This is a genomic window from Aeromonas sp. R5-4, from assembly GCF_040908215.1.
Taxonomy (GTDB): domain Bacteria; phylum Pseudomonadota; class Gammaproteobacteria; order Enterobacterales; family Aeromonadaceae; genus Aeromonas; species Aeromonas veronii.
Map to the genome: position 1 here is coordinate 40,844 of NZ_JBFODG010000021.1, position 25,574 is coordinate 66,417.

Annotated in this window: 26 protein-coding genes and 1 pseudogene; 25 read left to right on the top strand and 2 right to left on the bottom strand. The window is 55.8% G+C overall.

From position 1 onward, the window contains the following. Positions 1-4 precede the first annotated feature (4 nt). The 14 genes from AB5Y83_RS09830 to AB5Y83_RS09895 all read left to right on the top strand — a co-directional run bounded on the left by AB5Y83_RS09830 (position 5) and on the right by AB5Y83_RS09895 (position 10,975). Positions 5-799 carry a ParA family protein gene (locus AB5Y83_RS09830; RefSeq protein WP_005353663.1) on the top strand — a complete coding sequence of 265 codons (795 nt, stop codon included), beginning with the start codon at positions 5-7 and terminating at the stop codon, positions 797-799. Then, positions 796-1,668 (top strand): chemotaxis protein CheW, encoded by an 873-nt coding sequence (locus AB5Y83_RS09835; protein ID WP_368175088.1) that lies wholly within the window; start codon positions 796-798, stop codon positions 1,666-1,668. The genes AB5Y83_RS09830 and AB5Y83_RS09835 overlap by 4 nt, the downstream gene beginning before the upstream one ends. Before the next feature lie 69 nt (positions 1,669-1,737). After that, complete coding sequence (locus tag AB5Y83_RS09840) at positions 1,738-2,226, top strand: chemotaxis protein CheW (RefSeq protein WP_005298836.1); 489 nt, start codon at positions 1,738-1,740, stop codon at positions 2,224-2,226. Between the two features lie 28 nt (positions 2,227-2,254). Beyond that, positions 2,255-2,632 (top strand): DUF2802 domain-containing protein, encoded by a 378-nt coding sequence (locus AB5Y83_RS09845; protein WP_043821339.1) that lies wholly within the window; start codon positions 2,255-2,257, stop codon positions 2,630-2,632. A 198-nt stretch (positions 2,633-2,830) separates the two neighbouring features. Then, a complete protein-coding gene (gene ccmA / locus AB5Y83_RS09850) occupies positions 2,831-3,475 on the top strand; it encodes a cytochrome c biogenesis heme-transporting ATPase CcmA (protein ID WP_064335790.1) in 645 nt (214 codons plus the stop codon). Positions 3,476-3,479: 4 nt separating this feature from the next. After that, the gene (ccmB, locus tag AB5Y83_RS09855; RefSeq protein ID WP_064335791.1) at positions 3,480-4,148 is read left to right on the top strand and encodes a heme exporter protein CcmB; all 669 of its coding nucleotides are present in this window, start codon (positions 3,480-3,482) and stop codon (positions 4,146-4,148) included. Between the two features lie 170 nt (positions 4,149-4,318). Next, positions 4,319-5,059, top strand: coding sequence for a heme ABC transporter permease (locus tag AB5Y83_RS09860; protein WP_005334687.1), 741 nt, complete (start codon positions 4,319-4,321; stop codon positions 5,057-5,059). A gap of 2 nt (positions 5,060-5,061) precedes the next feature. After that, on the top strand, positions 5,062-5,268 hold the full coding sequence (gene ccmD / locus AB5Y83_RS09865; RefSeq protein ID WP_019444732.1) for a heme exporter protein CcmD: 207 nt from the start codon (positions 5,062-5,064) through the stop codon (positions 5,266-5,268). Continuing rightward, positions 5,265-5,756, top strand: a complete 492-nt coding sequence (ccmE, locus tag AB5Y83_RS09870) for a cytochrome c maturation protein CcmE (RefSeq protein ID WP_108541341.1) — start codon at positions 5,265-5,267, stop codon at positions 5,754-5,756. Before ccmD ends, ccmE begins: the two co-directional genes overlap by 4 nt. Before the next feature lie 82 nt (positions 5,757-5,838). Further along, positions 5,839-7,794, top strand: coding sequence for a heme lyase CcmF/NrfE family subunit (locus AB5Y83_RS09875; RefSeq protein ID WP_368175089.1), 1,956 nt, complete (start codon positions 5,839-5,841; stop codon positions 7,792-7,794). Next, positions 7,791-8,321, top strand: coding sequence for a DsbE family thiol:disulfide interchange protein (locus AB5Y83_RS09880; RefSeq protein WP_005334683.1), 531 nt, complete (start codon positions 7,791-7,793; stop codon positions 8,319-8,321). The genes AB5Y83_RS09875 and AB5Y83_RS09880 overlap by 4 nt, the downstream gene beginning before the upstream one ends. 11 nt (positions 8,322-8,332) lie before the next feature. After that, on the top strand, positions 8,333-8,812 hold the full coding sequence (locus tag AB5Y83_RS09885) for a cytochrome c-type biogenesis protein CcmH (protein WP_368175090.1): 480 nt from the start codon (positions 8,333-8,335) through the stop codon (positions 8,810-8,812). Then, positions 8,809-10,077 (top strand): c-type cytochrome biogenesis protein CcmI, encoded by a 1,269-nt coding sequence (gene ccmI / locus AB5Y83_RS09890; protein ID WP_368175091.1) that lies wholly within the window; start codon positions 8,809-8,811, stop codon positions 10,075-10,077. The genes AB5Y83_RS09885 and ccmI overlap by 4 nt, the downstream gene beginning before the upstream one ends. An 85-nt stretch (positions 10,078-10,162) precedes the next feature. Beyond that, complete coding sequence (locus AB5Y83_RS09895; protein ID WP_368175092.1) at positions 10,163-10,975, top strand: VacJ family lipoprotein; 813 nt, start codon at positions 10,163-10,165, stop codon at positions 10,973-10,975. Positions 10,976-11,086: 111 nt separating this feature from the next. Here the strand turns inward: AB5Y83_RS09895 and sodB are convergent, their stop codons facing one another. After that, the gene (gene sodB, locus AB5Y83_RS09900) at positions 11,087-11,671 is read right to left on the bottom strand and encodes a superoxide dismutase [Fe] (RefSeq protein WP_064339707.1); all 585 of its coding nucleotides are present in this window, start codon (positions 11,669-11,671) and stop codon (positions 11,087-11,089) included. A gap of 288 nt (positions 11,672-11,959) precedes the next feature. On the opposite strand from sodB, the gene AB5Y83_RS09905 reads away from it, so the two are divergent. The 6 genes from AB5Y83_RS09905 to AB5Y83_RS09930 all read left to right on the top strand — a co-directional run bounded on the left by AB5Y83_RS09905 (position 11,960) and on the right by AB5Y83_RS09930 (position 19,210). Then, complete coding sequence (locus tag AB5Y83_RS09905) at positions 11,960-12,304, top strand: Grx4 family monothiol glutaredoxin (protein ID WP_005353650.1); 345 nt, start codon at positions 11,960-11,962, stop codon at positions 12,302-12,304. Positions 12,305-12,663: 359 nt separating this feature from the next. Continuing rightward, positions 12,664-13,668 carry a bifunctional threonine ammonia-lyase/L-serine ammonia-lyase TdcB gene (gene tdcB / locus AB5Y83_RS09910; protein ID WP_236396800.1) on the top strand — a complete coding sequence of 335 codons (1,005 nt, stop codon included), beginning with the start codon at positions 12,664-12,666 and terminating at the stop codon, positions 13,666-13,668. A gap of 11 nt (positions 13,669-13,679) precedes the next feature. Next, complete coding sequence (gene tdcC, locus AB5Y83_RS09915; RefSeq protein ID WP_263716837.1) at positions 13,680-15,011, top strand: threonine/serine transporter TdcC; 1,332 nt, start codon at positions 13,680-13,682, stop codon at positions 15,009-15,011. A gap of 198 nt (positions 15,012-15,209) precedes the next feature. Beyond that, positions 15,210-16,418 (top strand): propionate kinase, encoded by a 1,209-nt coding sequence (gene tdcD / locus AB5Y83_RS09920; protein ID WP_368175093.1) that lies wholly within the window; start codon positions 15,210-15,212, stop codon positions 16,416-16,418. A 44-nt stretch (positions 16,419-16,462) separates the two neighbouring features. Next, complete coding sequence (gene pflB, locus AB5Y83_RS09925; RefSeq protein ID WP_368175094.1) at positions 16,463-18,757, top strand: formate C-acetyltransferase; 2,295 nt, start codon at positions 16,463-16,465, stop codon at positions 18,755-18,757. A 69-nt stretch (positions 18,758-18,826) separates the two neighbouring features. Then, entirely contained in the window at positions 18,827-19,210 is a 384-nt protein-coding gene (locus AB5Y83_RS09930) for a RidA family protein (protein ID WP_216949027.1), read from the top strand. An 81-nt stretch (positions 19,211-19,291) separates the two neighbouring features. Here AB5Y83_RS09930 and AB5Y83_RS09935 read toward each other — a convergent pair whose 3' ends face one another. After that, positions 19,292-20,503, bottom strand: a complete 1,212-nt coding sequence (locus AB5Y83_RS09935; protein WP_047434271.1) for an RsmB/NOP family class I SAM-dependent RNA methyltransferase — start codon at positions 20,501-20,503, stop codon at positions 19,292-19,294. A gap of 215 nt (positions 20,504-20,718) precedes the next feature. On the opposite strand from AB5Y83_RS09935, the gene AB5Y83_RS09940 reads away from it, so the two are divergent. The 5 genes and pseudogenes from AB5Y83_RS09940 to AB5Y83_RS09960 all read left to right on the top strand — a co-directional run bounded on the left by AB5Y83_RS09940 (position 20,719) and on the right by AB5Y83_RS09960 (position 25,548). Then, positions 20,719-22,695, top strand: a complete 1,977-nt coding sequence (locus AB5Y83_RS09940; protein ID WP_368175095.1) for a reprolysin-like metallopeptidase — start codon at positions 20,719-20,721, stop codon at positions 22,693-22,695. Then, on the top strand, positions 22,692-23,021 hold the full coding sequence (locus AB5Y83_RS09945; RefSeq protein WP_043820964.1) for a hypothetical protein: 330 nt from the start codon (positions 22,692-22,694) through the stop codon (positions 23,019-23,021). The genes AB5Y83_RS09940 and AB5Y83_RS09945 overlap by 4 nt, the downstream gene beginning before the upstream one ends. A 21-nt stretch (positions 23,022-23,042) precedes the next feature. Next, complete coding sequence (locus AB5Y83_RS09950) at positions 23,043-23,228, top strand: hypothetical protein (RefSeq protein WP_019444745.1); 186 nt, start codon at positions 23,043-23,045, stop codon at positions 23,226-23,228. A 45-nt stretch (positions 23,229-23,273) separates the two neighbouring features. Beyond that, a pseudogene (locus AB5Y83_RS09955) lies at positions 23,274-25,231 on the top strand (reprolysin-like metallopeptidase). Next, the gene (locus AB5Y83_RS09960; protein ID WP_064335805.1) at positions 25,210-25,548 is read left to right on the top strand and encodes a hypothetical protein; all 339 of its coding nucleotides are present in this window, start codon (positions 25,210-25,212) and stop codon (positions 25,546-25,548) included. Before AB5Y83_RS09955 ends, AB5Y83_RS09960 begins: the two are co-directional and overlap by 22 nt. The last annotated feature ends 26 nt before the right edge of the window (positions 25,549-25,574 follow it).

Sequence of the window (25,574 nt, forward strand, 5' to 3'; positions counted from 1 at the left end):
TACAGTGATTGTTTGGACGGTTGCCAACCAGAAAGGTGGTGTGGGTAAAACCACCACAGTGGTCTCGCTTGCGGGGATCCTGGCCCAGCGCGGCCAGCGGGTGCTGTTGATTGATACCGACCCCCATGCTTCGCTGACGGCATATCTTGATTTTGATTCAGATCGCCTAGATGGAACCCTCTATGAGTTGTTTCAAGCTGTCAAACCGACAGCCGAGCTTGTCAATAAACTGACGCTCAAGACCAAGTTCGAAAATATCAACTTACTGCCAGCATCTATTACCTTGGCGACCCTTGATCGGGTTATGGGCAATCGTGAGGGGATGGGACTGGTACTGAAGCGGGCACTGCTGCGCATTCAGGAGCAATATGATTACGTGCTGATCGATTGCCCGCCAGTGCTGGGGGTGATGATGGTCAACGCGTTGGCTGCCTGCGATCGCATTCTGGTGCCTGTCCAGACCGAATTTCTGGCCCTCAAGGGGTTGGAGCGGATGATGAAAACATTCGAGATCATGCAGCGTTCCAAGCGTGACAAGTTTCGCTATACCGTGATCCCGACCATGTTCGACAAGCGCACCCGTGCTTCTTTGATGACCTTGAAATCGATCAAGGATCAATATGGGGATTCAGTGTGGAACGCGGTAATCCCTATTGATACCAAGTTTCGGGATGCCAGCTTGCTGCATATCCCTCCGTCTATCTATTCTCCCGGGAGTCGTGGAACCTATGCATATGAAACGCTGCTCAACCATCTTGATGCCCTTGAGCGGCAACGGGTTCATGAGGTGACGGCATGAGAGATACTATTCAAGTACGGGCGATGGATGACTATTTCCACTCCCTGCTGCTCGATGAGCCACTGGTGCTGGATGAGGTGGAAGAGGTTCAATCTGCCCCTGTTTTACAGTTGCAACGTCAGCCCCAAAGCGTCCCTGAGGTTGTCGCCGCACCTTACCTCGAAAGCGATCCACGGCTTGCCCAACTTGGTGAGCTATTAGCTCAGGTGGGACAAGTCCAGTTCGAAAATGATGCCTTCACCCAGGAGATAACACTCACCACTCCGCTGGAGATTGTGGCAGAGGAATCACTGCTGCCGGTGGAGCCTGAATGGCCTGAGGAGGTTCTGCTCCCCGAGGTTGCGGAGCCCCATGCTACTATCCTGACCGAGACAGCGCTGGAGGTTGCTCCGGTAGAGGCCAGTGAACCGGTTACCTGGGAAAATATCGATACCGGCAAAGAGTTTCAGGCCCTTTTCTTTGAAGTCGCGGGCGTGACGTTTGCGGTACCGTTGACCGAGCTGGGTGGTATTCATCAGCTGGGCGAGATCACCTCCCTGTTTGGCCAGCCTGGCTGGTACAAGGGGATCATGACATCTCGCGAGCAGAAGATGAATGTGGTCGATACTGCCCAGTGGGTCATGCCGGGTCAGCATCTCGAGATGGATGATTACAAGTATCTGATTATGCTTGGTGAATCGCCGTGGGGACTAGCCTGCCATCATCTCAAAGGGACTGAATTGTTACACCGTGACCAAGTGAAATGGCGCCATCAGGAGGGCAAGCGCCCCTGGTTGGCTGGCATGGTCAAAGAAAAAATGTGTGCCCTGTTACACGTCCGCGAACTGCTCCTGTTGTTGGAGCGTGGGGTTAACATAGAAGGTCGCTGATAACTTCTGCAATCGAGCTGTTTTATTGCTAGTTTTAGCAGTAGACGTTTTCATAAAAGGAATAAAAACATGACAGAAAAGCGCAATATTGCACAGAATCTGGCCGAAGATGAAGTGCTGCAATGGGTAACCTTCCAACTGGAAAACGAAACCTACGGCATCAATGTGATGCAGGTTCAGGAGGTGTTGCGCTACACCGAAATTGCACCGGTGCCGGGTGCGCCTGAGTACGTACTGGGGATCATCAACCTGCGTGGCAATGTGGTGACTGTCATCGATACCCGTTCCCGTTTCGGTCTGCCTTCCGGTGATGTGAGTGAAAACTCCCGGATCGTGATCATCGAGGCCGAGAAGCAGGTGATCGGCATCATGGTCGACAGTGTGGCGGAAGTGGTTTATCTGCGCTCTTCCGAGATCGATGCGGCACCTGCGGTCGGTACTGAAGAGAGCGCCAAGTTTATTCAGGGGGTGAGCAACCGCGATGGGCAACTGCTGATCCTGGTTGACTTGAACAAGCTGCTCTCCGATGAAGAGTGGGAAGATATCGGTTCCCTCTGATAAGTAAGGTGATGTTTTGATTATCGAGATGGTTGCCTTGGGGGTGTCCCTGATTGCCTTGGCGTTTGCCTCTTATATCTGGTTCAAGAGCAAGCGCAGCAAGCAGGAGTCCGAGGACAGTGTGGCAACCCTGCAAGGTCAGTTGGAAAGCTTGCGCAAGCAGATGATGGAACTCCATACCGGCGCCATTGGCATGGGGCAGCGTCTGCAGTCGGTGGAAGGGGCGATGCAGCAGGTCAATGAGCGCCAGCAAGAGCTGACCATGCAGGATCCCGAACGCAGGCTCTACAGCCGAGCGGCCAAGATGGTTGAACTGGGCGCCGATCTTGATGAAGTCATGAGTGAGTGCGAGTTGCCAAAGGCAGAGGCCGAGCTCTTGATATCGTTGCGAAAAGGTCGCTCTTGATGATTCAGGAAGGCAATTGCCTTCCTGAATTTTATGGCGTGCAGCCGCTTGTCCCCCAGCTGCGTTGAGCAGGCGGTTTCTGCCGTATTTTCTTTGTGATCCCGGTCGCCAGTCAGTTCAATTGTTGCATCTTTGAAAAGACGTATTCCAATACTGTGTTAAGATGCAGACCGCTTCATTTTCTCTGAAAAAATCCCCATGCTGCTTCAAGTTAACAATCTGAGCTGCGTGCGCGAAGATCGCACTCTGTTTGAACACCTCTCTTTCTCTGTTGCGCCCGGCGATCTGGTGCAAATTGAAGGACCCAACGGGGTCGGCAAGACCAGTTTGTTGCGGTTGTTGACCGGGCTGTCGCAGCCATTTGCCGGTGAGGTGTGCTGGAATGGGGAGAATATTCGTCACTGTCGCGATGAGTATCATGCCAATCTGCTCTATCTCGGCCATCAGCCCGGTGTCAAAGCGGCGCTGACCCCTTTTGAAAACCTGAAGTTCTACCAGCAGTTGCATCACCCGCAGCAAACAGAGACTGACTTGTGGCAGATATTGGCCCGGGTTGGGCTGGCCGGATTTGAAGAGAACCCGACCGGGCAACTCTCTGCCGGCCAGCAACGCCGGGTGGCTCTGGCCAGACTCTGGCTGTCACAGAAACCGGCACTCTGGATCCTCGATGAGCCCTTTACCGCCATCGACAAGCAGGGGGTCAAGGTGCTCGAACAGCTCTTTCTGGCCCACGCTGAGCGGGGCGGCATGGTGATCCTCACCACCCATCAGGATCTGACCCTGATGCAGGGACGGCTGAAGACTATCTCGTTGATCCCCTTCGCCTCGACATTGCAGGAGTAACGCCATGTTGCGCGCTGTTATGCACCTTATTCACCGTGAACTGCTGATGGCTCTGCGCCAGCGTTCCGATATTCTCAACCCGCTCTGGTTTTTCCTCATCGTCATCACCCTGTTTCCGTTAGGGATTGGCCCGGAGCCCAAACTGCTGGCCCGTATTGCCCCGGGGATCATCTGGGTAGCGGCGCTATTGGCGGCCATGCTGTCGCTGGAGCGACTGTTTCGCGACGACTTTGCCGATGGCGCGCTGGAGCAGATGATGCTGATGCCGCACCCACTGAGCTTGCTGGCGCTGGCGAAAGTGGTCGCTCACTGGCTGCTGACCGGATTGCCGCTGCTGCTGATCTCTCCCTTGCTGGCGATTTTGCTGTCGCTGGATATGAACACCTATCTGGCTGTCGTCGCGACGCTGGCACTTGGCACTCCTGTATTGAGTCTGCTCGGCGCGGTCGGGGTCGCGTTGACGGTGGGATTGCGCAAAGGTGGGGTATTGCTCAGTCTGCTGATCCTGCCGCTCTATATTCCGGTACTGATTTTTGCCACCTCAGCCATCGATGCCGCGGGGATGAGCTTGCCCTATGGCGGGCAGCTTGCCATTCTGGCCGCCATGTTGGTGGGGGCTTTGACACTGACGCCGCTGGCTGTGTCGGCGGCGTTGCGGGTCAGCCTCAACTGATGGCCGTGAGCTGAACCGGATTTGGCTCCGAACGGAGTCTTTTTGCAAAAAATAATGTTGCGATGGATCAAGGAGAGTGCCGCTTATTGCTTTCGGGGTATTTGATGCTGCCCCGTGGTCGGTATGGTAGGCCTCGCCAAACGATTAATAACAAAAAGGTTTTGTGAGCTATGTGGAAATGGTTGCACCCTTATGCCAAACCGGAGCGTGCCTATCAGCTGGCAGGCACGCTGTTGCCCTGGTTTGCGGTGATTAGTCTGCTCTCGTTTGTGATCGGTACTGTCTGGGGCCTTGCGTTTGCGCCAGCGGATTACCAGCAGGGAGATTCGTTCCGGATCATCTATATCCACGTGCCTTCCGCCATTCTCTCCATGGGGGCCTACTCCACCATGGCGGTGGCCGCTTTTATCGGCCTGGTGTGGCAGTTGCGGATGGCGGACATGACGGTTGCAGCCATTGCGCCGGTCGGCGCCGTATTTACCTTTATTGCCCTCTTTACCGGTGCCGCCTGGGGCAAGCCGATGTGGGGAACTTGGTGGGTGTGGGATGCACGGCTCACCTCTGAGCTGATCCTGCTGTTTCTCTACCTCGGCGTGATAGCCCTCTACAACGCCTTCAGCGACAAGGTGGTCGCTGGCCGTGCGGCCGGCATTCTGGCACTGGTTGGGGTGATCAACCTGCCCATCATTCACTACTCGGTGGAGTGGTGGAACACCCTGCATCAGGGGGCCACCATCACCAAATTTGACAAACCCTCCATTTCCCCCGAGATGCTCTGGCCGCTGCTGATCATGATCCTGGCATTTGCCGCGTTTCTCGGTGCCCTGACCCTGATGCGTTTTCGCAATGAACTCCTGATGCGGGAGTGGCATCGCCCCTGGGTCAAAGAGATTGCAGAGCAGGAGAAGTAAGCATGCACTTTGCCTCTTTCAGTGATTTTATGGCGATGGGCGGTTACGCCTTCTATGTCTGGCTCTCATTTGGCCTGACGCTGGTGTGTCTGGTCGGCATCATCATTTCTACCCGCATGAAAACCCGCAGCCTGCTCGGTGAGTTGCGCAGCAAACAGGCGCGTGAGGCCCGTCGCAAGGCGGCCCAGCAGATGGAGAACACCCTATGAATCCGAGACGCAAAAAACGCCTCACCATCATTCTGGCCATTACCCTGGGTCTGGCGACCGTCAGCGGGCTGGTGCTCTACGCCCTAAGTCAGAATATCGACCTCTTCTATACCCCGAGCGAGCTGGTGGAGGGGAAGGGGCCGGACAAGGTCAAGCCGGAAGAGGGGCAGCGCCTGCGCATCGGTGGATTGGTTGTACCGGGATCGGTACAGCGGGATCCCCAGAGCCTCAAGGTTGCCTTCAAGCTGGTGGATAACGGCGGTCATCTGGTGAAGGTCGAGTTTGACGGCATCCTGCCGGATCTCTTCCGTGAAGGGCAGGGGATTGTTGCCCAGGGCACCCTCAAGGATGCCACGACCGTAGAGGCGTTCGAGGTGCTGGCCAAGCACGATGAGAACTACATGCCGCCGGAAGTGGCCGATGCCACCAACGGTATGCACTTCAAGCCGGAGTATACCGAGGCGCAGTTGAAGGGAGCCAAGCAGTGATCCCTGTGGTGTTTGCCTTTTCCGCTTTGCCTGCCGTGCGTGGTGCGGCTGTTGTCACCGTTCAATTGAAAGGAATGCCTTCATGATCCCGGAATTAGGTCAGTTTGCGCTGATCCTGGCCTTTGCCACCGCCCTGCTGCTGGGCAGCTACCCGCTGCTAGGCGCCAGCTGGGGGCGTCTTGGTATGATGTCGGCGGCCCGTCCGCTCGCCTATGCCCAGTTCTTGCTGCTGCTGCTGTCGTTTCTCTGCCTGACCTGGGCCTTTATCGATAACGACTTCACCGTGCAGTATGTGGCCACTAACTCCAACAGCCTGCTGCCGCTGGCCTATCGCATTTCCGCCGTATGGGGGGCCCACGAAGGTTCCCTGCTGCTGTGGGTTCTGACCTTAGGGGGCTGGACTGCGGCGGTGGCCATGTTCAGCCGCCGTCTGCCGCTCGATGCTGTCGCGCGGGTACTTGGTGTGCTGGGGCTGATCTCGGTCGGCTTCACTGCTTTCGTGCTGTTCACCTCCGATCCCTTCACCCGTACGTTGCCCTATTTTCCGGTAGATGGTCGTGACCTCAATCCACTGCTGCAGGATCCGGGTCTTATCTTCCATCCGCCAATGCTCTACATGGGTTATGTGGGCTTCTCGGTGGCGTTTGCCTTTGCCATAGCTTCGCTGATGACCGGTCGTCTCGATGCGACCTGGGCCCGTTGGTCTCGCCCCTGGACCATGGCGGCCTGGGTATTCCTGACCCTCGGCATCGTGCTCGGCTCCTGGTGGGCCTACTACGAGCTCGGTTGGGGCGGTTGGTGGTTCTGGGATCCGGTAGAAAACGCCTCCTTCATGCCCTGGCTCGCGGGTACCGCTCTGCTGCACTCGCTTGCGGTGAGCGAGAAGCGCGCCACCTTCAAGGCGTGGACCGTGCTGCTGGCCCTCTCGGCCTTCTCGCTGAGTCTGCTGGGTACCTTCTTGGTGCGTTCCGGCGTGCTGGTGTCGGTCCATGCGTTTGCCTCCGACCCGACCCGCGGCCTGTTTATTCTCGGCTTCCTGCTGGCGGTGATCGGTTCATCCTTGCTGCTGTTTGCCTTTAAAGGCTCGCAGGTGAAGAGCCACGGCAAACACGAGCTGTGGAGTCGCGAGACCCTGCTGCTTTGCAACAACATCATGCTGGTGGCGGGTCTGCTGACCGTGCTGCTCGGTACCTTGCTGCCGCTGGTGCACAAGGAGCTGGGGCTGGGGAGCATCTCTATCGGTACTCCCTTCTTCAACCACATCTACAGCTGGCTGATCATCCCGTTTGCCCTGCTGCTGGGGATTGGCCCGCTGTTTCGCTGGCGTCGTCAGGAGCTGGGGGAACTCAAAAGCAAGGTGATCGTGGCACTGGTGCTGAGTCTGGCCGCAGCCTTGCTGTTGCCGCTGCTCTTTGCCGAAACCTTCAAGCCGTGGGCGGCGGTAGGGATTGGTCTGGGCGCCTGGATCATCGTCACCAGCGTGCAGGAGACCTGGGCGCGAGCGACCCACAAGCACAGCTTTGCAGTCGGTGTGCGCAAGCTTGGCAACAGCCACTGGGCCATGATCCTTGGCCATGTGGGGCTGGCAGTCAGCATCATAGGTATCGCCTGCACCCAGAACTACAGCATCGAGAAGGATCTGCGGATGCAGGCGGGTGATCGGGTGCACTTTGCCGATTACGAGTTCGTCTTTGCCGGGATCAAGGAGAAGAACGGCCCCAACTACGATGGCTTCAAGGGCGTGCTGGAAGTGCACCGCAATGGCAAGCAGGTCGCCCTGCTCAAGCCCGAGAAGCGGATGTACAAGGTGAGCCGGATGCCGATGACCGAAGCGGCCATCGATGCCGGTATCACCCGCGATCTCTATGCGGCGCTGGGGGAACAGCTCGACAACGGAGCCTGGGCGGTGCGGATCTACTACAAGCCGTTCGTGCGCTGGATCTGGTTTGGCGGCGTCTTTATGGCCATCGGTGGCGTGCTGGCGATGCTCGACAAGCGTTACCGTTTCGGCCGTCGTGAGGAGGAGGCCAAGGCATGAACAAAAAGACCTGGTTGTTTTTAATCCCCTTTATCGTCTTTTTGCTGGGGGCGGTGTTCCTGTTCAAAGGGCTCTACTCCGATCCCACCAAGCTTGAGTCCGTGATGGTGGGCAAAGAGGTGCCGGTGTTCACTTTGCAGGACATTTACGATCTGAACAAACAGCACGATCGCAGTATCCTGACCGGTCGCCCCATGTTGCTCAACGTCTGGGCCACCTGGTGCCCCACCTGCTACGGCGAGCACACCTACCTCAAACAGCTGGCAGGGCAGGGTATTCCCATCATCGGCATGAACTACAAGGATGAGCGCGACAAGGCGATCAAATGGCTGGCTGAGCTGGGCAACCCCTATCAGGTCAACCTCTATGATCCGGACGGCATGCTGGGGCTGGATCTCGGGGTATACGGCGCGCCGGAGACCTTCTTTATCGACAGCAAGGGGATCATCCGGTATCGCCACGTGGGGGATATCAACCCCGAGAACTGGGTGTCGACCCTCAAACCCATCTTTGATGCCATGAAGTGAGGGGAGTCTTGATGAGAGTATTTATTGCTTCCCTGCTGCTGTTGCTGGGATGGGTGGTGCAAGCGCCGGCCATGGCCGCTATCGATGTCTACACCTTCGACAACGACAATCAGGAGCAGGTCTTTCGCGAACTGACCAAGGAGCTGCGTTGCCCCAAGTGCCAGAACCAGGATATCGCCGACTCCAATGCGGGGCTGGCCAAGGACTTGCGCGACAAGACCTACCAGATGGTGCGCGAGGGCAAGGATAAAGAGGAGATAGTGGATTACATGGTGGCCCGCTACGGCAACTTTATCCTCTATAACCCGCCCCTGATGGCCTCCACCCTGATCCTCTGGCTCGGCCCGCTGATGGTGATCCTGATCGGTGGCGCCGTGGTCGTGATGCGCAGTCGCCGGCTTGCTGCGGTGAAAAAACAACTGGATAACGCCTTGAGCGAGGAGGAGCAGCGCCGACTGGCCGAGCTGCTCAAAGAGGAAGAGAAACAATGACCGCTTTTTGGATAGTGATTGCGGGCTTGCTGGTGCTGGTGAATCTGGCGCTCGTCGTGCCGCTGTGGCGTGGTGAAGGCAAACAGAGCATCAGTCGCTCGGCGCTCAACAAACAGCTCTATCGCCAGCGGCTGCTGGAGATTGGCGAAGAGCGCGAGCAGGGTGTCCTGGCTGAGGAGCCCGACTCGCTGGTCGAGCTGCAACGAAGTCTCTTGGATGATATCCCTGATGTGGAGCAGACTGCCCGTAGTGGCAAGAGTCTGATCTGGATCCCGGGTGTGCTGGTGCTGTTGGTGGTAAGTCTGGGGCTCTACTACAAGTTGGGCTCCTGGCAAGAGGTGAGTCGCTGGCAAGATGCCAGCAGCCGTCTTGGCGAGCTGAGCAACCGCATTTTGGTGGAGCGGGATGCCAAGGTGACCGAGCAGGATCTGCTGGATTTCACGCTGGCACTGCGTACCCGCCTCAAGGATGAACCGAACGACTACCGCGGTTGGCTGCTGCTGGGACGCTTGGCGCTGGATGGCAATGATCCCGAGATGGCCAGCGAGGCGCTGGAGCGGGCCTACACGCTGGCTCCCCAGAAATCGCTGGTGGCGGTGCCCTACGCGCAGGCGCTAATGATGACGGGGGATGAGGCGCAAGCGGATGCCCTGTTGCAAGCGGCTATCGCGCAGGATCCGGACAATATCGAAGCACGCTCTGTCTATGCCTTTATGGCGCTGCAAAAAGAGGACTTCCAGACCGCGCTGGCTCGCTGGCAGGCGATGTTGCCACTGATGGAGAAAGGTACCCCCCGTTACGTGATGGTCGAGCGCTCCATGGAGTATGCCCGCGCGCAGCTCAAGCAGCGTGGCATCGAGGTGACGAATTCAGGCGCAGCCAACGCGGGCGCAGTTGAGGGACAACCGCTCGCGGTGAAGGAGGGGGAATTCCCCATCCACGTCACGTTGGCGGCGGGCATTCAGATGCCGGAAGATGCCCATCTCTTCGTCTTTGCCGTGGTGCCCAACGGGCCGCCCATGCCCATCGCTGTGAAGCGTATCGCAGGGCCAACCTTGCCTGTTACCCTGTCACTCGGGGATGGCGATGCCATGATGGAAGGCAGCAAGCTGGCGGCCTATCCGGAGCTGCAGTTCAAGGCACGTCTCTCGCGCGGTGGCAATGTGATGAACAAGGAAGGAGCCTTCGAAGGGGTATCCGTGTCGGTCAAGACGGCCGAGATCCCTGCTGCTCCGATTGACATCCGCATCGATCACGCCCTCTAATATGCCTTTGGATAACCCGGCTCCTGGATAGGAGCCGGGTTATCTATACTTCTGATAAATCAAAATAAAACGTCAGGACAATCATATGTATCTTCGTTCAGGGGCCATACTGGCAGCCCTCTTGCTGGCTGGCTGTGCCGGTGGCCCACCCAAGCCTGGCCCAGAGAGTCTGGATCTCAATCCCGGCATGAATAATCCGGGTGCCACCAGTACGGCGGCCGATCCCCGCGATCCCTTCCAGGGGGCCAACCGGGCCATGTGGGCGGTCAACTATGATGTGCTGGAGCCCTATGTGGCACGTCCTGTGGTACATGCCTATGCCCGCTACATTCCGGTAGGGGTGAAGGATGGCATTGCCAACTTTGTTGCCAACTTTGATGAGCCAAGCAGCATGGTGAACCATCTGATCACCGGCGATTTGAAGGGGGCGGGCACCAACCTGGGGCGCTTTACCCTCAACACCACGGTCGGTCTGCTGGGTATCTTCGATGTGGCCAAACATGCCGGCCTCGAGCGTAACAAGCTGGAGATGGACACAGTGCTGGGCAGGGCCGATATCGGTAATGGTGCCTACATTATGGTGCCTGTCTACGGCCCGACCACCACCCGGGAGCTGGTTGGTGACACCATTGATACCATCTATTTCCCCTATGCCTTGCTGACAATCCCGCTGAGGGTTACCCATTGGGTGCTAGATGGCTTGGGTAATCGCGCCAAGCTGATCGATCAGGAGCGGAGCATCGACAACTCCCTCGATCCTTATGCGCTGACCAAGGACTTCTACCTGCAATATAACCAGGGCAAGGTGACGGGCAAGCAGACCGAGCTGAAAGCGTCTCAGCAAGAGCAGGCCGACGATGCCAATCTGGATGAATATATGGACGAGTTGGACCAGTAAACGGGCTATCTCGATATGTAAAAGGCGCCTGCGGGCGCCTTATTCATTTTTGCAGCCATATCGAGATAAAAAACGCCCCGCAGTGCGGGGCGTTTTGGCAAGCGAGGCTGATTAGGCAGCCAGATTCTTGGTCACGAATTCCCAGTTAACCAGAGCCCAGAAGGTTTCCATGTACTTCGGACGCAGGTTGCGGAAGTCGATGTAGTAGGCGTGCTCCCACAGGTCAACAGTCAGCAGCGGGGTGGTACCGGCTTCAGTCAGCGGGCAGCCAGCGTTGGAGGTGTTGACGATAGCCAGAGAGCCGTCAGCTTTCTTCACCAGCCAAGTCCAGCTGGAACCGAAGTTGCCGATGGCAGATTTGGTGAAGGCATCTTTGAACTCGGCGAAGGAGCCGAATGCCTTGTTGATGGCCTCAGCCAGGGCGCCAGTCGGCTCGCCACCGCCATTCGGGGAGAGGCAGTGCCAGTAGAAGGTGTGGTTCCAGATCTGGGCGGCGTTGTTGAAGATGCCGCCGTTGGAGGTCTTGATGATCTCTTCCAGAGACTTGCCTTCAAACTCGGTACCCGGCACCAGATTGTTCAGGTTGACCACGTAGGTGTTGTGGTGCTTGCCGTGGTGATATTCCAGAGTTTCCTGGGAGATGTGCGGTTCCAGAGCGTTGATTGCATAGGGCAGAGCGGGAAGTTCGAATGCCATTTTCTACTCTCCATTGGCTGGACCGTGCGAAGGCGACGGTTGCAAGACATTGCGTACTCTTTTCTATATGTGAAAAGAGTTGTTTTTAAAATGATGGGGCTGGGTAGCCCAAAGCCAAGGGATTGTAGCAGTATCAAAGATGGCCTAACAACTCTTGATTGGCGCCATGATCGCGATCAATCCTGTGTGGGTTCTTTGCACAATTCGAGCCGGGTCACCCCTTTGTCAGTTTGTGCTCGGGCAAGATTGCAGTAGAATGGCCGCCGAAATCGCTCTAGTGAGGCACCTATGGAAACTATTGAAAAGATTAAGCAGCAGCTGGCTGACAACCCCATCATCATCTACATGAAGGGCTCCCCCAAGCTACCCAGCTGTGGCTTCTCTGCCCAGGCCTCCCAGGCTCTGATGTCCTGCGGCGAGCCGTTTGCATACGTTGATATCCTGCAAAATCCGGATATCCGCGCCGAATTGCCAAAATTCGCCAACTGGCCGACCTTCCCCCAACTGTGGGTTGAAGGTGAGCTGATCGGTGGCTGTGACATCATGATCGAGATGTTCCAGGCTGGCGAGTTGCAGGCTCTGATCAAAGAGACTGCTGCCAAGTACAAGAAAGATGATGCTGCAGCCGAGTAATCGGTTCTGTGTTGTCGAGAGGGAGCCTTATAGGCTCCCTTTTTTATTGTCCCGGTTCTGGCAGGCAAGCAACTGATTGCCGGTTGCAAAAAGCAACGCAATTGCCCTGAAAAATCTAATCCTTACGGCTTTGTTTTGGAGTTGTTAATTATATTGTTTGCCAACATATGATTACTTTTTTTAATCCATTTGGATTCAAGTGTTGCTGCCATCACATTTTTTGATAATTTCACCGTAACGCAGTCTCTTTGTAGATTTTTTTGTGTTTATGCTCACATTAATTGCAAGTGATAGAACCTAGTATCGCTTCGCCCTGTGAAATAAAACCCTACAAATTAATAAATAAAAAGAGATTTGCGATGAAGATGTATAGCAATCTGCCCATTGGTCTTCATGATATTACTGAAGCCAAAAAAAGACTGACCAATCATATATACAAGACCGCGCAACTACCCTCTAACTACATCAGCGAACGTTGCCATGGCGAGGTTTACCTCAAGCTTGAAAACATGCAACGTACAGGCTCTTTTAAAATTCGTGGTGCCTTCAACAAACTCAGTTCATTAAGTCTGGAAGACCGACAAAAAGGTGTTGTCGCCTGCTCGGCGGGCAATCATGCCCAAGGTGTATCACTCTCCAGTGCTATGTTGGGAATTGATGCCAAGGTGGTCATGCCTTGCTGTGCCCCCAAATCAAAAATTGCTGCAACCAGTGACTATTCAGCCAAAGTGATCCTTCATGGAAATAGCTTCAATGACACCATTGCCAAAGTCAGCGAAATCGTGGAGATGGAAGGCCGCGTATTTATCCCCCCCTTCGACGATGCAAAAGTGATTGCCGGCCAGGGCACCATTGGCCTGGAAATTATCGAAGATTTGTATGATGTCGATAACATCATAGTACCGATCGGTGGCGGTGGTTTGATTGCCGGTGTTGCCATGGCTATCAAATCTATTAATCCGACCATCAAGGTGATTGGTGTGCAATCCGAGAATGTGCACGGTATGGCGGCCTCTTTCTATGCCGGTACCATGACCAATCACAGAACCAGCAGCACGCTGGCCGATGGCTGTGATGTGGCAAGACCCGGTTCACTGACCTTCGAAATCGTCAAACAATTGGTGGATGATATTGTACTGGTCACCGAGGATGATATTCGTAATAGCATGGTTGACCTTATTCAGCGCAACAAGGTGATTACCGAAGGGGCGGGAGCTCTGGCCTCGGCAGCGCTGCTCAGTGGCAAGCTGAAACATTATGTCGAAGGTAAAAAGACCGTCAGCATTATTTCGGGGGGCAATATTGATCTGACCCGGATCGCCGAAATTATCGAACAGAACAATATTCGTCAATTTAGCCTGTAAGGAATGCAGTCATGATATTAGACAGTGTTGTCACCGGCAGTAAAGAGAATACGCGTGCATGGCGTAAATCGGATACCACATGGGGATTAGGTCTGTTCGGTACTGCTATCGGGGCGGGGGTCTTGTTCTTTCCAATCCGGGCCGGATATGGTGGCCTGATCCCAATATTAATCATGCTGGTGCTGGCTTACCCCATTGCATTTTATTGCCACAGGGCGTTGGCCAGATTATGTCTTTCTGGCAGTAATCCATCGGCAAATATTACCGAGACCGTTGAAGAATATTTTGGCAAGATGGGTGGAGTGGTAATTACCTTCCTCTATTTCTTTGCCATCTGCCCACTGCTGTGGATATATGGTGTGACGATCACCAATACCTTTATGGCATTTTGGGAGCATCAACTACAGTTGGTTCCGCTTAATCGAGGTGTGGTTGCACTGGCATTGTTGATGTTGATGGCATTCGTGATCTACTTCGGTAAAGATCTGATGGTCAAGGTGATGAGCTATCTGGTCTTTCCCTTTATTGCCAGTTTGATCGTTATCTCTCTCTCCCTCGTCCCGTACTGGAACAGTGCCGTCTTTGATCAGGTCAATCTGAGCGAGATATCGATGTTTGGTCACGATGGTATTCTGGTTACCGTCTGGCTGGGGATCTCCATTATGGTCTTTTCCTTCAACTTCTCGCCGATTGTCTCCTCTTTCATTGTCTCCAAACGGGAAGAGTATGAGCAAGAGTTCGGGCGTGATTTTACCGAGAAGCGCTGCTCGAAGATTATCTCCGGTGCCAGCATGCTGATGGTGGCCGTGGTGATGTTCTTTGCCTTCAGCTGCCTCTTTACCCTGTCACCGCAAAATATGGCGGAAGCCAAGGCCCAGAACATTCCGGTGCTCTCCTATCTGGCCAACCACTTCTCCTCAATGACGGGCAGCAAGTCTGCGTTTGCCACCACTTTGGAGTATGCGGCGTCCATCATTGCGCTGGTTGCCATCTTCAAATCCTTCTTCGGTCACTATCTGGGGACGCTGGAAGGGTTGAACGGCCTTATCCTCCGCTTTGGCTACCAGGGCGACAAGAGCAAGGTTTCCAGTAAAAAACTCAACATGGTCAGTATGTTGTTCATCATGGGTTCGACCTGGCTGGTCGCCTATGTGAACCCCAACATCCTCGACCTGATTGAGGCCATGGGGGCGCCGATCATCGCTTCCCTGCTCTGTCTGCTACCGATGTATGCGGTGAGCAAGACACCGGCACTGGCAAAATATAAAGGTCAGGCCAGCAACTTGTTTGTCACCATCATCGGTGTGCTGACCATCCTGAATATTGTTTCCAAGCTGTTCTGAAAACCTTTTCTGAAAGTCATCAACCATTCAGGCCCCCCTGGCGGGGTCTGGATGGTGCAGTCAGACATGAGCAATAACCAGTTCTTCGTTGGCCCAATTGTGTGGGCCCTGGACAAGGCTTGCCGTTTTTTGACTCTCTGTTTATGGCGAAATGCCCTGACTGCAGTGACTCGACACTATTAATCTCGAGGCGATGTAATGAAGTCTGATCCGTTGGTTCTGGTTATCAATTGCGGCTCTTCGTCGGTCAAATTCTCGGTACTGGACAGTAAAACCTGCGAGGTGGTGATCTACGGTATAGCGGATGGTATTGAGACAGTCCATCCCCAATTGCAAGTGGGTAAAGAGCCCGCAATGTCATTAGCTGAAAATAACCACACCTGTGCATTGGCTGCCATTGCGGCTGAATTGAAAAAACGGGATCTGCTGGATGCCATTGCACTGGTGGGTCATCGAATTGCTCATGGTGGTAGTGAATTTAGCGAAGCCGTGATCATTGATGAACATGTATTGGCCAAAATAAAGCAGGTGTCACCCTTGGCTCCCCTGCACAATCACGCCAATTTGAGTGGTGTGATGGCCGCCCGCCAGCTATTTCCCGACCAGCCCCAAATTGCGGTTTTTGATACCGGCTTTCACCAGACCCTGAAGCCGGAAGCCTATATCTATGGGCTGCCTTACCAATATCTGCAGGATTACGGCGTGCGCCGCTATGGCTTCCATGGCACCTCCCATCGCTATGTTGCCGAGCAGGCCTGCGTATTCATGGGGCTGGATGAGCAGCATGCCGGTCTGGTCATCGCCCATCTGGGCAATGGCGCCTCTATTTGTGCGGTACAGGATGGCAAGAGCGTCGATACCTCGATGGGGATGACGCCGCTGGAGGGGCTGATCATGGGCAGCCGCAGTGGCGATATCGATTTTGGCGCGCTGGTCTATATCGCCAGCAAGACAGGACAATCCATCGAGGATATCGAGCGGGTATTGAACAAGCAGTCCGGCCTGCTGGGTATTTCGGGGCTCTCCTCGGATATGCGGGTATTGGAAGCTGCCTATCACGAAGGACATCCCGGGGCGAAACTGGCGATCCACGCCTTTGTCCACCGTATTGCCCGCCATATCGGCGGCCATGCCACCTCATTGCGCCGGCTGGATGCCGTTATTTTCACCGGCGGGATCGGCGAGAACTCGGCCTTTATCAGAAAGCTGGTATGCGAACGACTTCAGGTATTTGGCGTAGCGATCAGCGATCCGTTTAACCAGCGTCCCAATAGCGAGGGCTGCCGAGTGATTTCGGCGGCAGAGTCCATGGTACTGGCGGCAGTTATTCCCACCAATGAAGAGAAAATGATCGCGCTGGATGCCATTCGTCTGGGGCAGCAGGTTCGTCAGGCCGAGTGCGTCTGACATCTTCCACTGTAGTGTCATGAGTAGTGAATGAGGTTTATTTGATGAAAGTTGATATGCAATTGGATCAGGATAAATTCCGTCAGGCATGGCAAGGGTTTGCCGGTGAAAACTGGAAGCTCGAGATCAACGTCCGTGATTTTATCCAGCAGAACTACACCCCCTATGAAGGTGACGAACAGTTTTTAGCGGATGCCACAGAAGCGACCACCACTTTGTGGAACAAGGTGATGGAGGGGATCCGTATCGAGAACGCTACCCACGCACCGGTCGATTTTGATACCAATATTGCCACGACCATTACTGCCCACGGGCCAGGTTATATCGAGCAGGGGCTGGAAAAGATTGTTGGCCTGCAAACCGACAAGCCCCTTAAAAGAGCGCTGCACCCATTTGGCGGTGTAAATATGATCCGCAGCTCTTTTGAAGCATATGACCGGGAGATGGATCCCGAATTTGAATATACCTTCAGCGAATTGCGCAAAACCCATAACCAGGGAGTGTTCGACGTCTACTCTCCCGAGATGTTGCGCTGCCGAAAATCGGGAATTTTGACCGGTTTGCCGGATGGTTACGGTCGTGGTCGCATTATCGGAGATTATCGTCGGGTCGCGCTCTATGGCATAGATTATCTAATCCGTGAGCGGGAGCTGCAGTTCGCCGATCTGCAACCGGCCCTCGAGCGTGGCGAGAATCTGGAGCAGGTGATCCGTCAGCGCGAGGAGTTGGCAGAGCACAAGCGGGCACTGGTGCAGATCAAGCAGATGGCTGCCAACTACGGCTTCGATATCTCAGGGCCGGCGCGCACTGCCCAGCAGGCGGTGCAGTGGCTCTACTTTGCCTATCTGGCAGCGGTGAAGTCGCAAAATGGCGGGGCCATGTCCCTCGGTCGTACCGCCACCTTCCTCGACATCTATATCGAGCGGGATCTTAAAGCGGGGCTTATCAGCGAGCAGGATGCCCAGGAGCTGGTTGATCACTTCATCATGAAGATCCGCATGGTGCGCTTCCTGCGTACTCCGGAGTTTGACTCCCTCTTCTCCGGCGACCCCATCTGGGCGACCGAGGTGATCGGTGGCATGGGGCTGGATGGTCGTACTCTGGTGACCAAGAACTCCTTCCGTTATCTCCACACCCTCAAGACCATGGGGCCGGCGCCCGAGCCCAACCTCACCATCCTCTGGGCGGAAGGATTGCCGCGGGCCTTCAAGACCTATGCGGCCCGCGTCTCCATCGATACCTCATCCCTGCAGTATGAGAACGATGATCTGATGCGCACCGACTTCGAGAGCGATGACTACGCCATCGCTTGCTGCGTGAGCCCCATGGTGATCGGCAAGCAGATGCAGTTCTTCGGTGCCCGCGCCAACCTCGCCAAGACCCTGCTCTATTGCATCAACGGTGGCGTGGACGAGAAGCTGAAGATCCAGGTTGGCCCGAAAGTGGCGCCCATCATGGACGAGGTGCTGGATTACGCCACTGTCATGGTGAGCCTCGACTGCTTTATGGATTGGCTGGCGGTGCAGTACATCAGCGCGCTCAACCTTATTCACTACATGCACGACAAGTACAGCTACGAGGCCTCACTGATGGCGCTGCACGATCGCGACGTCTATCGCACCATGGCCTGCGGCATTGCCGGTCTGTCGGTGGCGGTTGATTCGCTGGCGGCCATCAAGTACGCCCGGGTCAAGCCGGTGCGCGATGCTGACGGGCTGGCGGTCGATTTCGTAATTGAGGGGGAGTATCCCCAGTACGGCAACAACGACGAGCGGGCCGACTCCATCGCCTGCGATTTGGTCGAGCGCTTCATGAAGAAGATCCAGGCGCTGCCGACCTACCGCAATGCGGTGCCGACCCAGTCGATCCTGACCATCACCTCCAACGTGGTCTATGGCCAGAAGACCGGCAACACCCCGGATGGCCGCCGCGCCGGTGCGCCGTTTGCACCGGGAGCCAACCCGATGCACGGTCGGGATCGCAAGGGGGCGGTCGCTTCGCTCGCCTCGGTAGCCAAGCTGCCGTTCAAATATGCCAAGGACGGGATCTCCTACACCTTCTCCATCGTGCCGGGGGCGCTCGGCAAGGAGCCCGCGAATCGCGAGAACAATCTGGTGGGGCTGATGGATGGCTACTTCCACCATGAGCGGGATGTGGAAGGGGGTCAGCACCTCAACGTCAACGTGATGAACCGCGAGATGCTGCAGGATGCCATCGAGAATCCGGACAAGTACCCCAGCCTGACCATCCGGGTCTCCGGTTATGCGGTGCGCTTCAACGCCCTGACCCGCGAGCAGCAGCAGGACGTCATCTCCAGAACCTTCACCAACATGATGTAACTCTCATGCCCGGGGTGAGCAGGCTTGCTCCGGGCCTACTTTTTGTTTGTCAGCACGAGGAAGTAACAGATGCGACAGGTTATCACTACCAAGGCGGCGCCGAGCGCCATCGGCCCCTATGTGCAGGCCACCCGGATTGGCAACATCCTATACACCTCCGGTCAGATCCCGCTGGACCCGGTGAGCGGCGACGTTGCGGAGGGGATCGAAGCGCAGACCCTGCGCTCGCTGCAAAACGTACAGGCGATTGTCGAGGCGGCAGGCGGCGAGGTGCGCAACATCTTCAAGACCACGGTGTTTGTCTCGGATCTGAACGACTTTGCTACGGTGAATCAGGTCTACAACGACTTCTTCACCGAGCACGATGCCATGTATCCGGCTCGCTCCTGCGTAGAAGTGGCTCGGTTACCGAAGGATGTGAAGATCGAGATAGAGGCGATTGCTGCGCTGTAACCCCATCGGGAGTGTGTCAGCAAGCCAAAACAGAGCGGCTGCCAATGGCAGCCGCTTTTGTCTATATGGTCATCGGGCAGATCAGGCGATCCGTTCGATACGAGCCATGTAGAAGCCGTCGAAGCCGGTCTCGGACGGGCTCACGGTGTGATCGTCACGCAGACGGAAGTTTTCGTTGGCGGCGAGGAACTTGTCCACCTGCTGGCGGTTCTCCTCGGGCAGGATGGAGCAGGTTGCATAGACCAGCAGGCCGCCGACTTTCACCATCTGGCTGTAACGCTGCAGGATCTCTTCTTGCAGCGCGACCAGCACCGGCAGACGCTCGGCGGTATCACGCCACTTGGCATCCGGATTGCGCTTGAGTACGCCCAGACCGGAGCAGGGCACGTCCAGCAGTACGCGGTCGGCGCTCTCTTTGAGGCGCTTGACGGTCTTGCTGCTGGTGATGACCCGGGTCTCCACGTTGTGGGCACCGGCGCGACGAGCGCGTTGCTTGAGGTTCTCCAGCTTCCACTCTTCCACATCCATTGCCAGCAGACGGCCTTTGCCCTGCATCATGGCGGCGATATGCAGGGTCTTGCCACCAGCACCGGCGCAGGCGTCGATAACGCGCATGCCTGGGGCAACTTCCAAAGCGGCAGCAACCAGCTGGGAGCCTGCGTCCTGCTGTTCGAAGCAACCATCGGCAAAGGCCTTGGTACGGAACAGGGCGGCGTCGGAGGTGACCTGCAGGGCAGTCTCCACACCTTCAACCGGAATGGTGGTGACCTGCTCTTTGGCCAGCATGGCCTGCAGCTCATCACGGGTGCACTTGAGGGTGTTGACCCGCAGGTAACGCTTGGGCATCCAGGCCAGGGCGGCACGCTCGGCAGGCCAGGCTTCACCCAGCTGCTCGCTACCCAGTTTCTCCAGCCAGCTCGGGCAACCATCCATCAATACCGGGTTCTTCTTCGCCTCGGTCAGACGGCGGCGGAATGCCTCTTCATTGAAGCGATCCAGGGTCGGGTGGTTGGGCTGGGCAATTTTGTGGAAGGCATGCCAGCTGTGCAGCAGCGGCCAGACATTCTTTTCGGCCTGACGCACCTGAATACCGGTGAGGAAACAATAGAGGCTGAGACGGCGCAGCAGGTCGCCGGTGACCAGGGCAATCCTTGCCTGTTCTTGCGGTTTGAGTTCGATGCCGGAGAAGTGACGGGCATAAGCGCGGTCGAGGGTAAGACCCTGACCGAGCACATCGTCAACAATGGCAACGACCAGATCCCCGAAACGGGGCAACAGTGGGGATTTGAGCATGAGATTAACCTTGGCCAGATAAAGATGAACCGCACCTTTGTGAAGAGGGGCAGTTCTAAAATTGACAAATCCGCGCAATGATAGGGGTTAGACGGGGTTGGCGCAACACTCCCCATGGGCGAGTGGCTGAAACAGTGGCGCCGGGCTTCTTGATTCGGCGGGATAATGATGCCGGTAATGGTTCAAAAAAGTGCATGACTACAAGGATGACAAAGATGCATGTGACCAGTAAGTGTTCGTTGGCCCTGGTGGTGGCCAGTTTGTTGGGGTCAACCAGCCTGATGGCCAGCGAGTGGAGCACAGTAGCCGCCAGAGCGACTGCGGAGCAAGGTTATGAGGTGCGGGCCAATCAGTTTCGGGTGGCCAAGGTGCCGCTCGACTATTTTGCCGGGCTGCAAGCCGGGGCGAGTGAGCTGACCCTGCCGCTGCCCGATGGGGGGGAGGTAACTTTTGCTCTGGAAGCCTACGACTTGCTGCCTGCAGATCTTGCCGCCAAGTATCCGCAGATCCGCACCTTCAAGGGTCACAACCCGGCACATCCGATAGAGATAGGGCGCTTCGATCTGGGGCCGCAAGGTTTCCACGCCATGTTCAGCCATCAGGGCAGGATGGTGTTTGTCGATCCGCTGCGCAATGCCGAAGGCTACGCCGTCTATTATCAGCAAGATGCCTTTAGCCGCTTGGAAGAGGATGCGGATGAGGTGATAGGGTCCAAGCTCAGCAAACTGGTGCGCAAGGTGCAAGTGGATGGCAATGTTCGCAAGCGCTACGTCATTGCCATTTCGGCGACAGGAGAATTTACCCAATACCACGGTGGCTCCAAAGCGCTTACCATGGCGGCGATTGCGACCTTGCTCAACCGCGTCAATCAGGTCTATCAACGGGATGTGGGCGCCGAATTCGTGCTGGCCAGTGGCAATGACAACCTGATCTTTACCGATCCGGCCAGCGACTTGTTTGCCAATGATAATTCGGATGCGCAGACCAATATCGGGGTACAGGCTTATTACTTTACCAATATGCAGCTCGGTAATTTTGATATCGGCCATGTACTCAATACCGGTAGCGGTGGTCTGGCCGGTTTGGCAGTGCTCTGCACCAATCAGAAGTCTGGCGGGATGTCGGGTTCACCCACACCGGTGGGAGACGCCTTCTTCGTTGACTATGTGGCTCATGAAATTGGCCACCAGTTTGGTGCCGATCATACCTTCAACGGCACTACCGGGAGTTGCGGTGCTGGTACCCGGGTTGCGAATAAAGCCTATGAGCCAGGTAGTGGCAGCTCCATCATGGCCTATGCCGGTATTTGTGGTGATGAGAATATCCAGACTCACAGCGACCCCTATTTTCATAGCAAGTCCATCGAGCAGATGCGTGCGCACATGGCGACCGTATCGACTTGTGGAACCACACTCTCGTTGAGCAATAATGCCCCGCAGGCAGCTGCAGGGGGGGACTATGTGATCCCTGCCAATACGGCCTTTATGTTAAAAGGGGCTGGTGGAGATCTGGATAATGATTCTCTGCTCTACAACTGGGAGCAGATCGATCTGGGTACTGAATCGAGCAGTGCCGCCACCATGATTGACGATGGCTCCCGGCCGCTGTTTCGTTTTGTCTCTCCCACGGCATCGCCGGAGCGGATCCTGCCGAGTTTGCCATCCCTGCTCTCCGGCACTCTCGCCAAAGGGGATGCTTGGCCGACTACCAACCGGGATCTCAATTTCAGACTGACGGTGCGTGATGGTCAGGGTGGCGTTGCCAGTGATGACATGAAAGTGCAAGTGATCAATACCGGCGCGGCATTTCGCATCACCAACCCGTTTTACGGGGTGACTCTCACTCCGGGGGCCAGTCAGGCAGTGGGATGGGATGTGGCGGGCACAACTGTGGCGCCGATCAGTTGCAGCAAGGTGGACATCTCGGTGACCCAGAATGAGGGCGTAAGCTGGACAATGCTCGCCGCCGGACAACCCAATAACGGCGCAGCAACGGTAACGTTGCCTGCCGATCTCACCAGCAGCGTCAGGCTGAAAGTGGCATGCAGCGACAATATCTTCTTTGCCATCAGTCCCCTTAAATTGCCTCTGGTGCAAGGTGGCTCGACTTCAGGTGGCGGCGGTGGTGGCGGGGCGCTCGGATTGTGTACGCTCGCTCTGGCGCTGCTCGGCTGGCAACGGAGGCGCAAATGAAGGGAGTCCCTCTGTTGCTGCTTGTCATGCTCGGCGGTTGTCAGGCCGATGCCAGCACGTTGGAACAGGAGCTGAGTGCAAACCTCGCCAGGCAGGATTACCGCCTGATAGTGATAGCCGGGCGGGGAGAGTTCGCCCCCGGTATTGCAGCCGAGCAGCAGGCAGAGGCCAAGGCGCGCTGTGGCAAGCGTTATCTGGATGGATTGGGCGATGTGATAAGGCCCGGTCAGCAAGAGATACATGCCAAGTTGAGCGCTTACGCCAACGAGTATAATCAGCGTATGGTGATTCATTGCCCAATAGCATCGGGCGCGGATAAGCAGTAATACGCCAACGAACCAATCCAAATGGAGGGGATATTCATCCCCCTATCTATCCGTGAAGGCGCCAATGGCGCCTTCACTTTTTCCGTTGTTGAATGGGGCCAGTCTGTATTGCCTGAGATGGGGAGCGCGGGTGCAGCACGATTTTTCAGCGTGACAGAAGTTTTGTGCGAATTTTCTTTTCTGTCTGTCACGCAGATCGTCAATTGACGCTGCACCATACTTGTTGTCACCAAGGTTGGGCAAGGAGGCTCTATGAAGCATGGCATTGCGGTGATTATCACCAGTTTGTCTGTTCAGGTTGCAGCAGAACCACAGTGGACCTTCATGGATGAAAACTTGGAAAGGGGAGGGAGCTATGATGTGCGAGCTGAAAAGGTCAGAGTGGTGGTTCCTGACAAGCCTTTTGAACCCGGGCATCTCGCCAGTGTATTGACCTTGCCATTGCCGGATGGCACTACGGTGCAGTTTGATGTTCATCCCAATATCTTGCTCCCGGAGCCTTTGGCCCAGCGCTACCCTTCTATCAATACTTACAGTGGGAAGGCTATCGATCGGGCGGCGGATACAGGCCGATTTGATGTCACCATACATGGTTTTCACGGTATGTTTACCCATCAGGGGCGTACCTTTTATGTCGATCCGCTTCAGGACGGTTTCTCTTATGCCGTTTATGAACAGCAAGATGCCTGGCGGCGACAGGATGTGGATCAGGTGATTGATCCTCATGGTATCGAACGTGAGCGAGCTGTGCTGGTCGATGGAAATTTGCGCAAGCGCTACACCATCGCCATCTCGGCAACCGGGGAATATACCCAGTATCACGGTGGTACCAAGGTTGCAGCACTCTCGGCTATTGCAACACTGCTTAATCGGGTCAATGAAGTCTATCGCCGTGATGTGGGGGCCGAGTTTCAGCTTGCAGCTGATACGGACAATGTGATTTTCACCGATCCTGCTACGGATCCCTTCACCAACTCGACCCAGGATATCGCAATCAACCAGACCCAACAGGGGGTGTTGCTCAATCCTTCTTTTGATCTGGGCCATCTGCTGGCGACATCAGGCGGCGGGGTGGCGACCCTGAGATCTTTATGCAACCCTTTCAGCCGTTCACGGGGCATGACCGGAGGCTCACAGCCTATCGGTGATGCGTTCTTTATTGATTATGTGGCTCACGAATTGGGGCACCAGCTGGGGGCCGAGCACTCCTTCAATGGCATGGCCGACAGTTGTGCAACAGGTCGCAAGGCTAGCTCAGCCTGGGAACCGGCAGTGGCTCGACCATCATGGCCTATGCCGGGATCTGTGGTGAGGAGAATCTGCAGGTTAACAGCACACCTTTTTTTCACAGCAAGTCGATCGAGCAGATGCGGGCTCTGATGGCCTCTCTGCCCTCCTGCGGCACCGACCTGGCGCTTGCCAATTACGCGCCGGTTGTGGATGCGGGGGGCGATAGGGTGACCCCCGCCAATACGCCTTTCACTCTTGTCGGTAGTGCGCTGGATCTGGATGGTCATCCCCTCAGTTACACCTGGGAGCAGGTTGATCTTGGCAATGCATCCTACAGCGTGGCAACCATGGTGGATGATGGTACCCGCCCGCTGTTTCGCTTTGTTTCACCAACATCGGATCCCCATAGAACATTGCCCGCCATGAGCTCTCTGATATCGGGTGTCTTGGCCAAAGGAGAGGCGTGGCCTGCGACCAATCGCAATCTCCAGTTCCGCCTTACCGTACGTGATGGTCAGGGGGCGGTGAGCAGTGATGAAATGGTGGTTCAGGTGATCAATACCGGCGCGGCATTTGCCATCACAGCTCCGCAGATCGGCGCCATGATGGCGGGTAGCACTCAGCTAGTGACATGGAATGTTGCCGGGACCGATCAGCCTCCTATCAATTGTCCCAGCGTGGATTTGGCACTGACACAGAATGGTGGTTCTACTTGGACTACGCTGGCAAGCGGGCTTGCCAATAACGGTTCGGCCAGTGTGGTGTTGCCTGCACTGTTGACCAGTTCGGCCAGGCTGAAGCTGGCATGCAGCAATAATATTTTTTTCTCTATCAATGGGATAAGAGGTAATGCGTCTGCCACTACGGAAAGTGCAACTGTTATTACCGACAACAATGCGGGTGGTGGCGGTGGTGCAGTGAATCTTATCGTGATCCTCCTGATGGGAGGGGCAGCCGGATGGCGCAGGTATTACTGTTAGCCGTCAATTTGCTGTTTCTATATATCTGCGCAGCACCTGTTGTGGCCGCATCACTGACCGAGGCAATAGATGAAAGTCTTGCTGCTCAGGATTATCGGCTCATCGTGCGTGGCGGGCGCGGCGGTATGGCTCCGGGGGTTGTGGAGTCATTGCAAGCAGAAGCGAGAACCCGGTGCGGAGTCCGTTATCTGAAAGGGTTCGGTGATGTGATTGAGATGGGTAAGGCGTCGGAGTTTGAGCAGCGGATTGACTATGCCACCCGATATAACCGACAGATGCTGGAAAAATGCATGCCGGAGGCGATTTCAAGGCCGTAGTGGCTGTTCAACAACGGCGTGTAAAT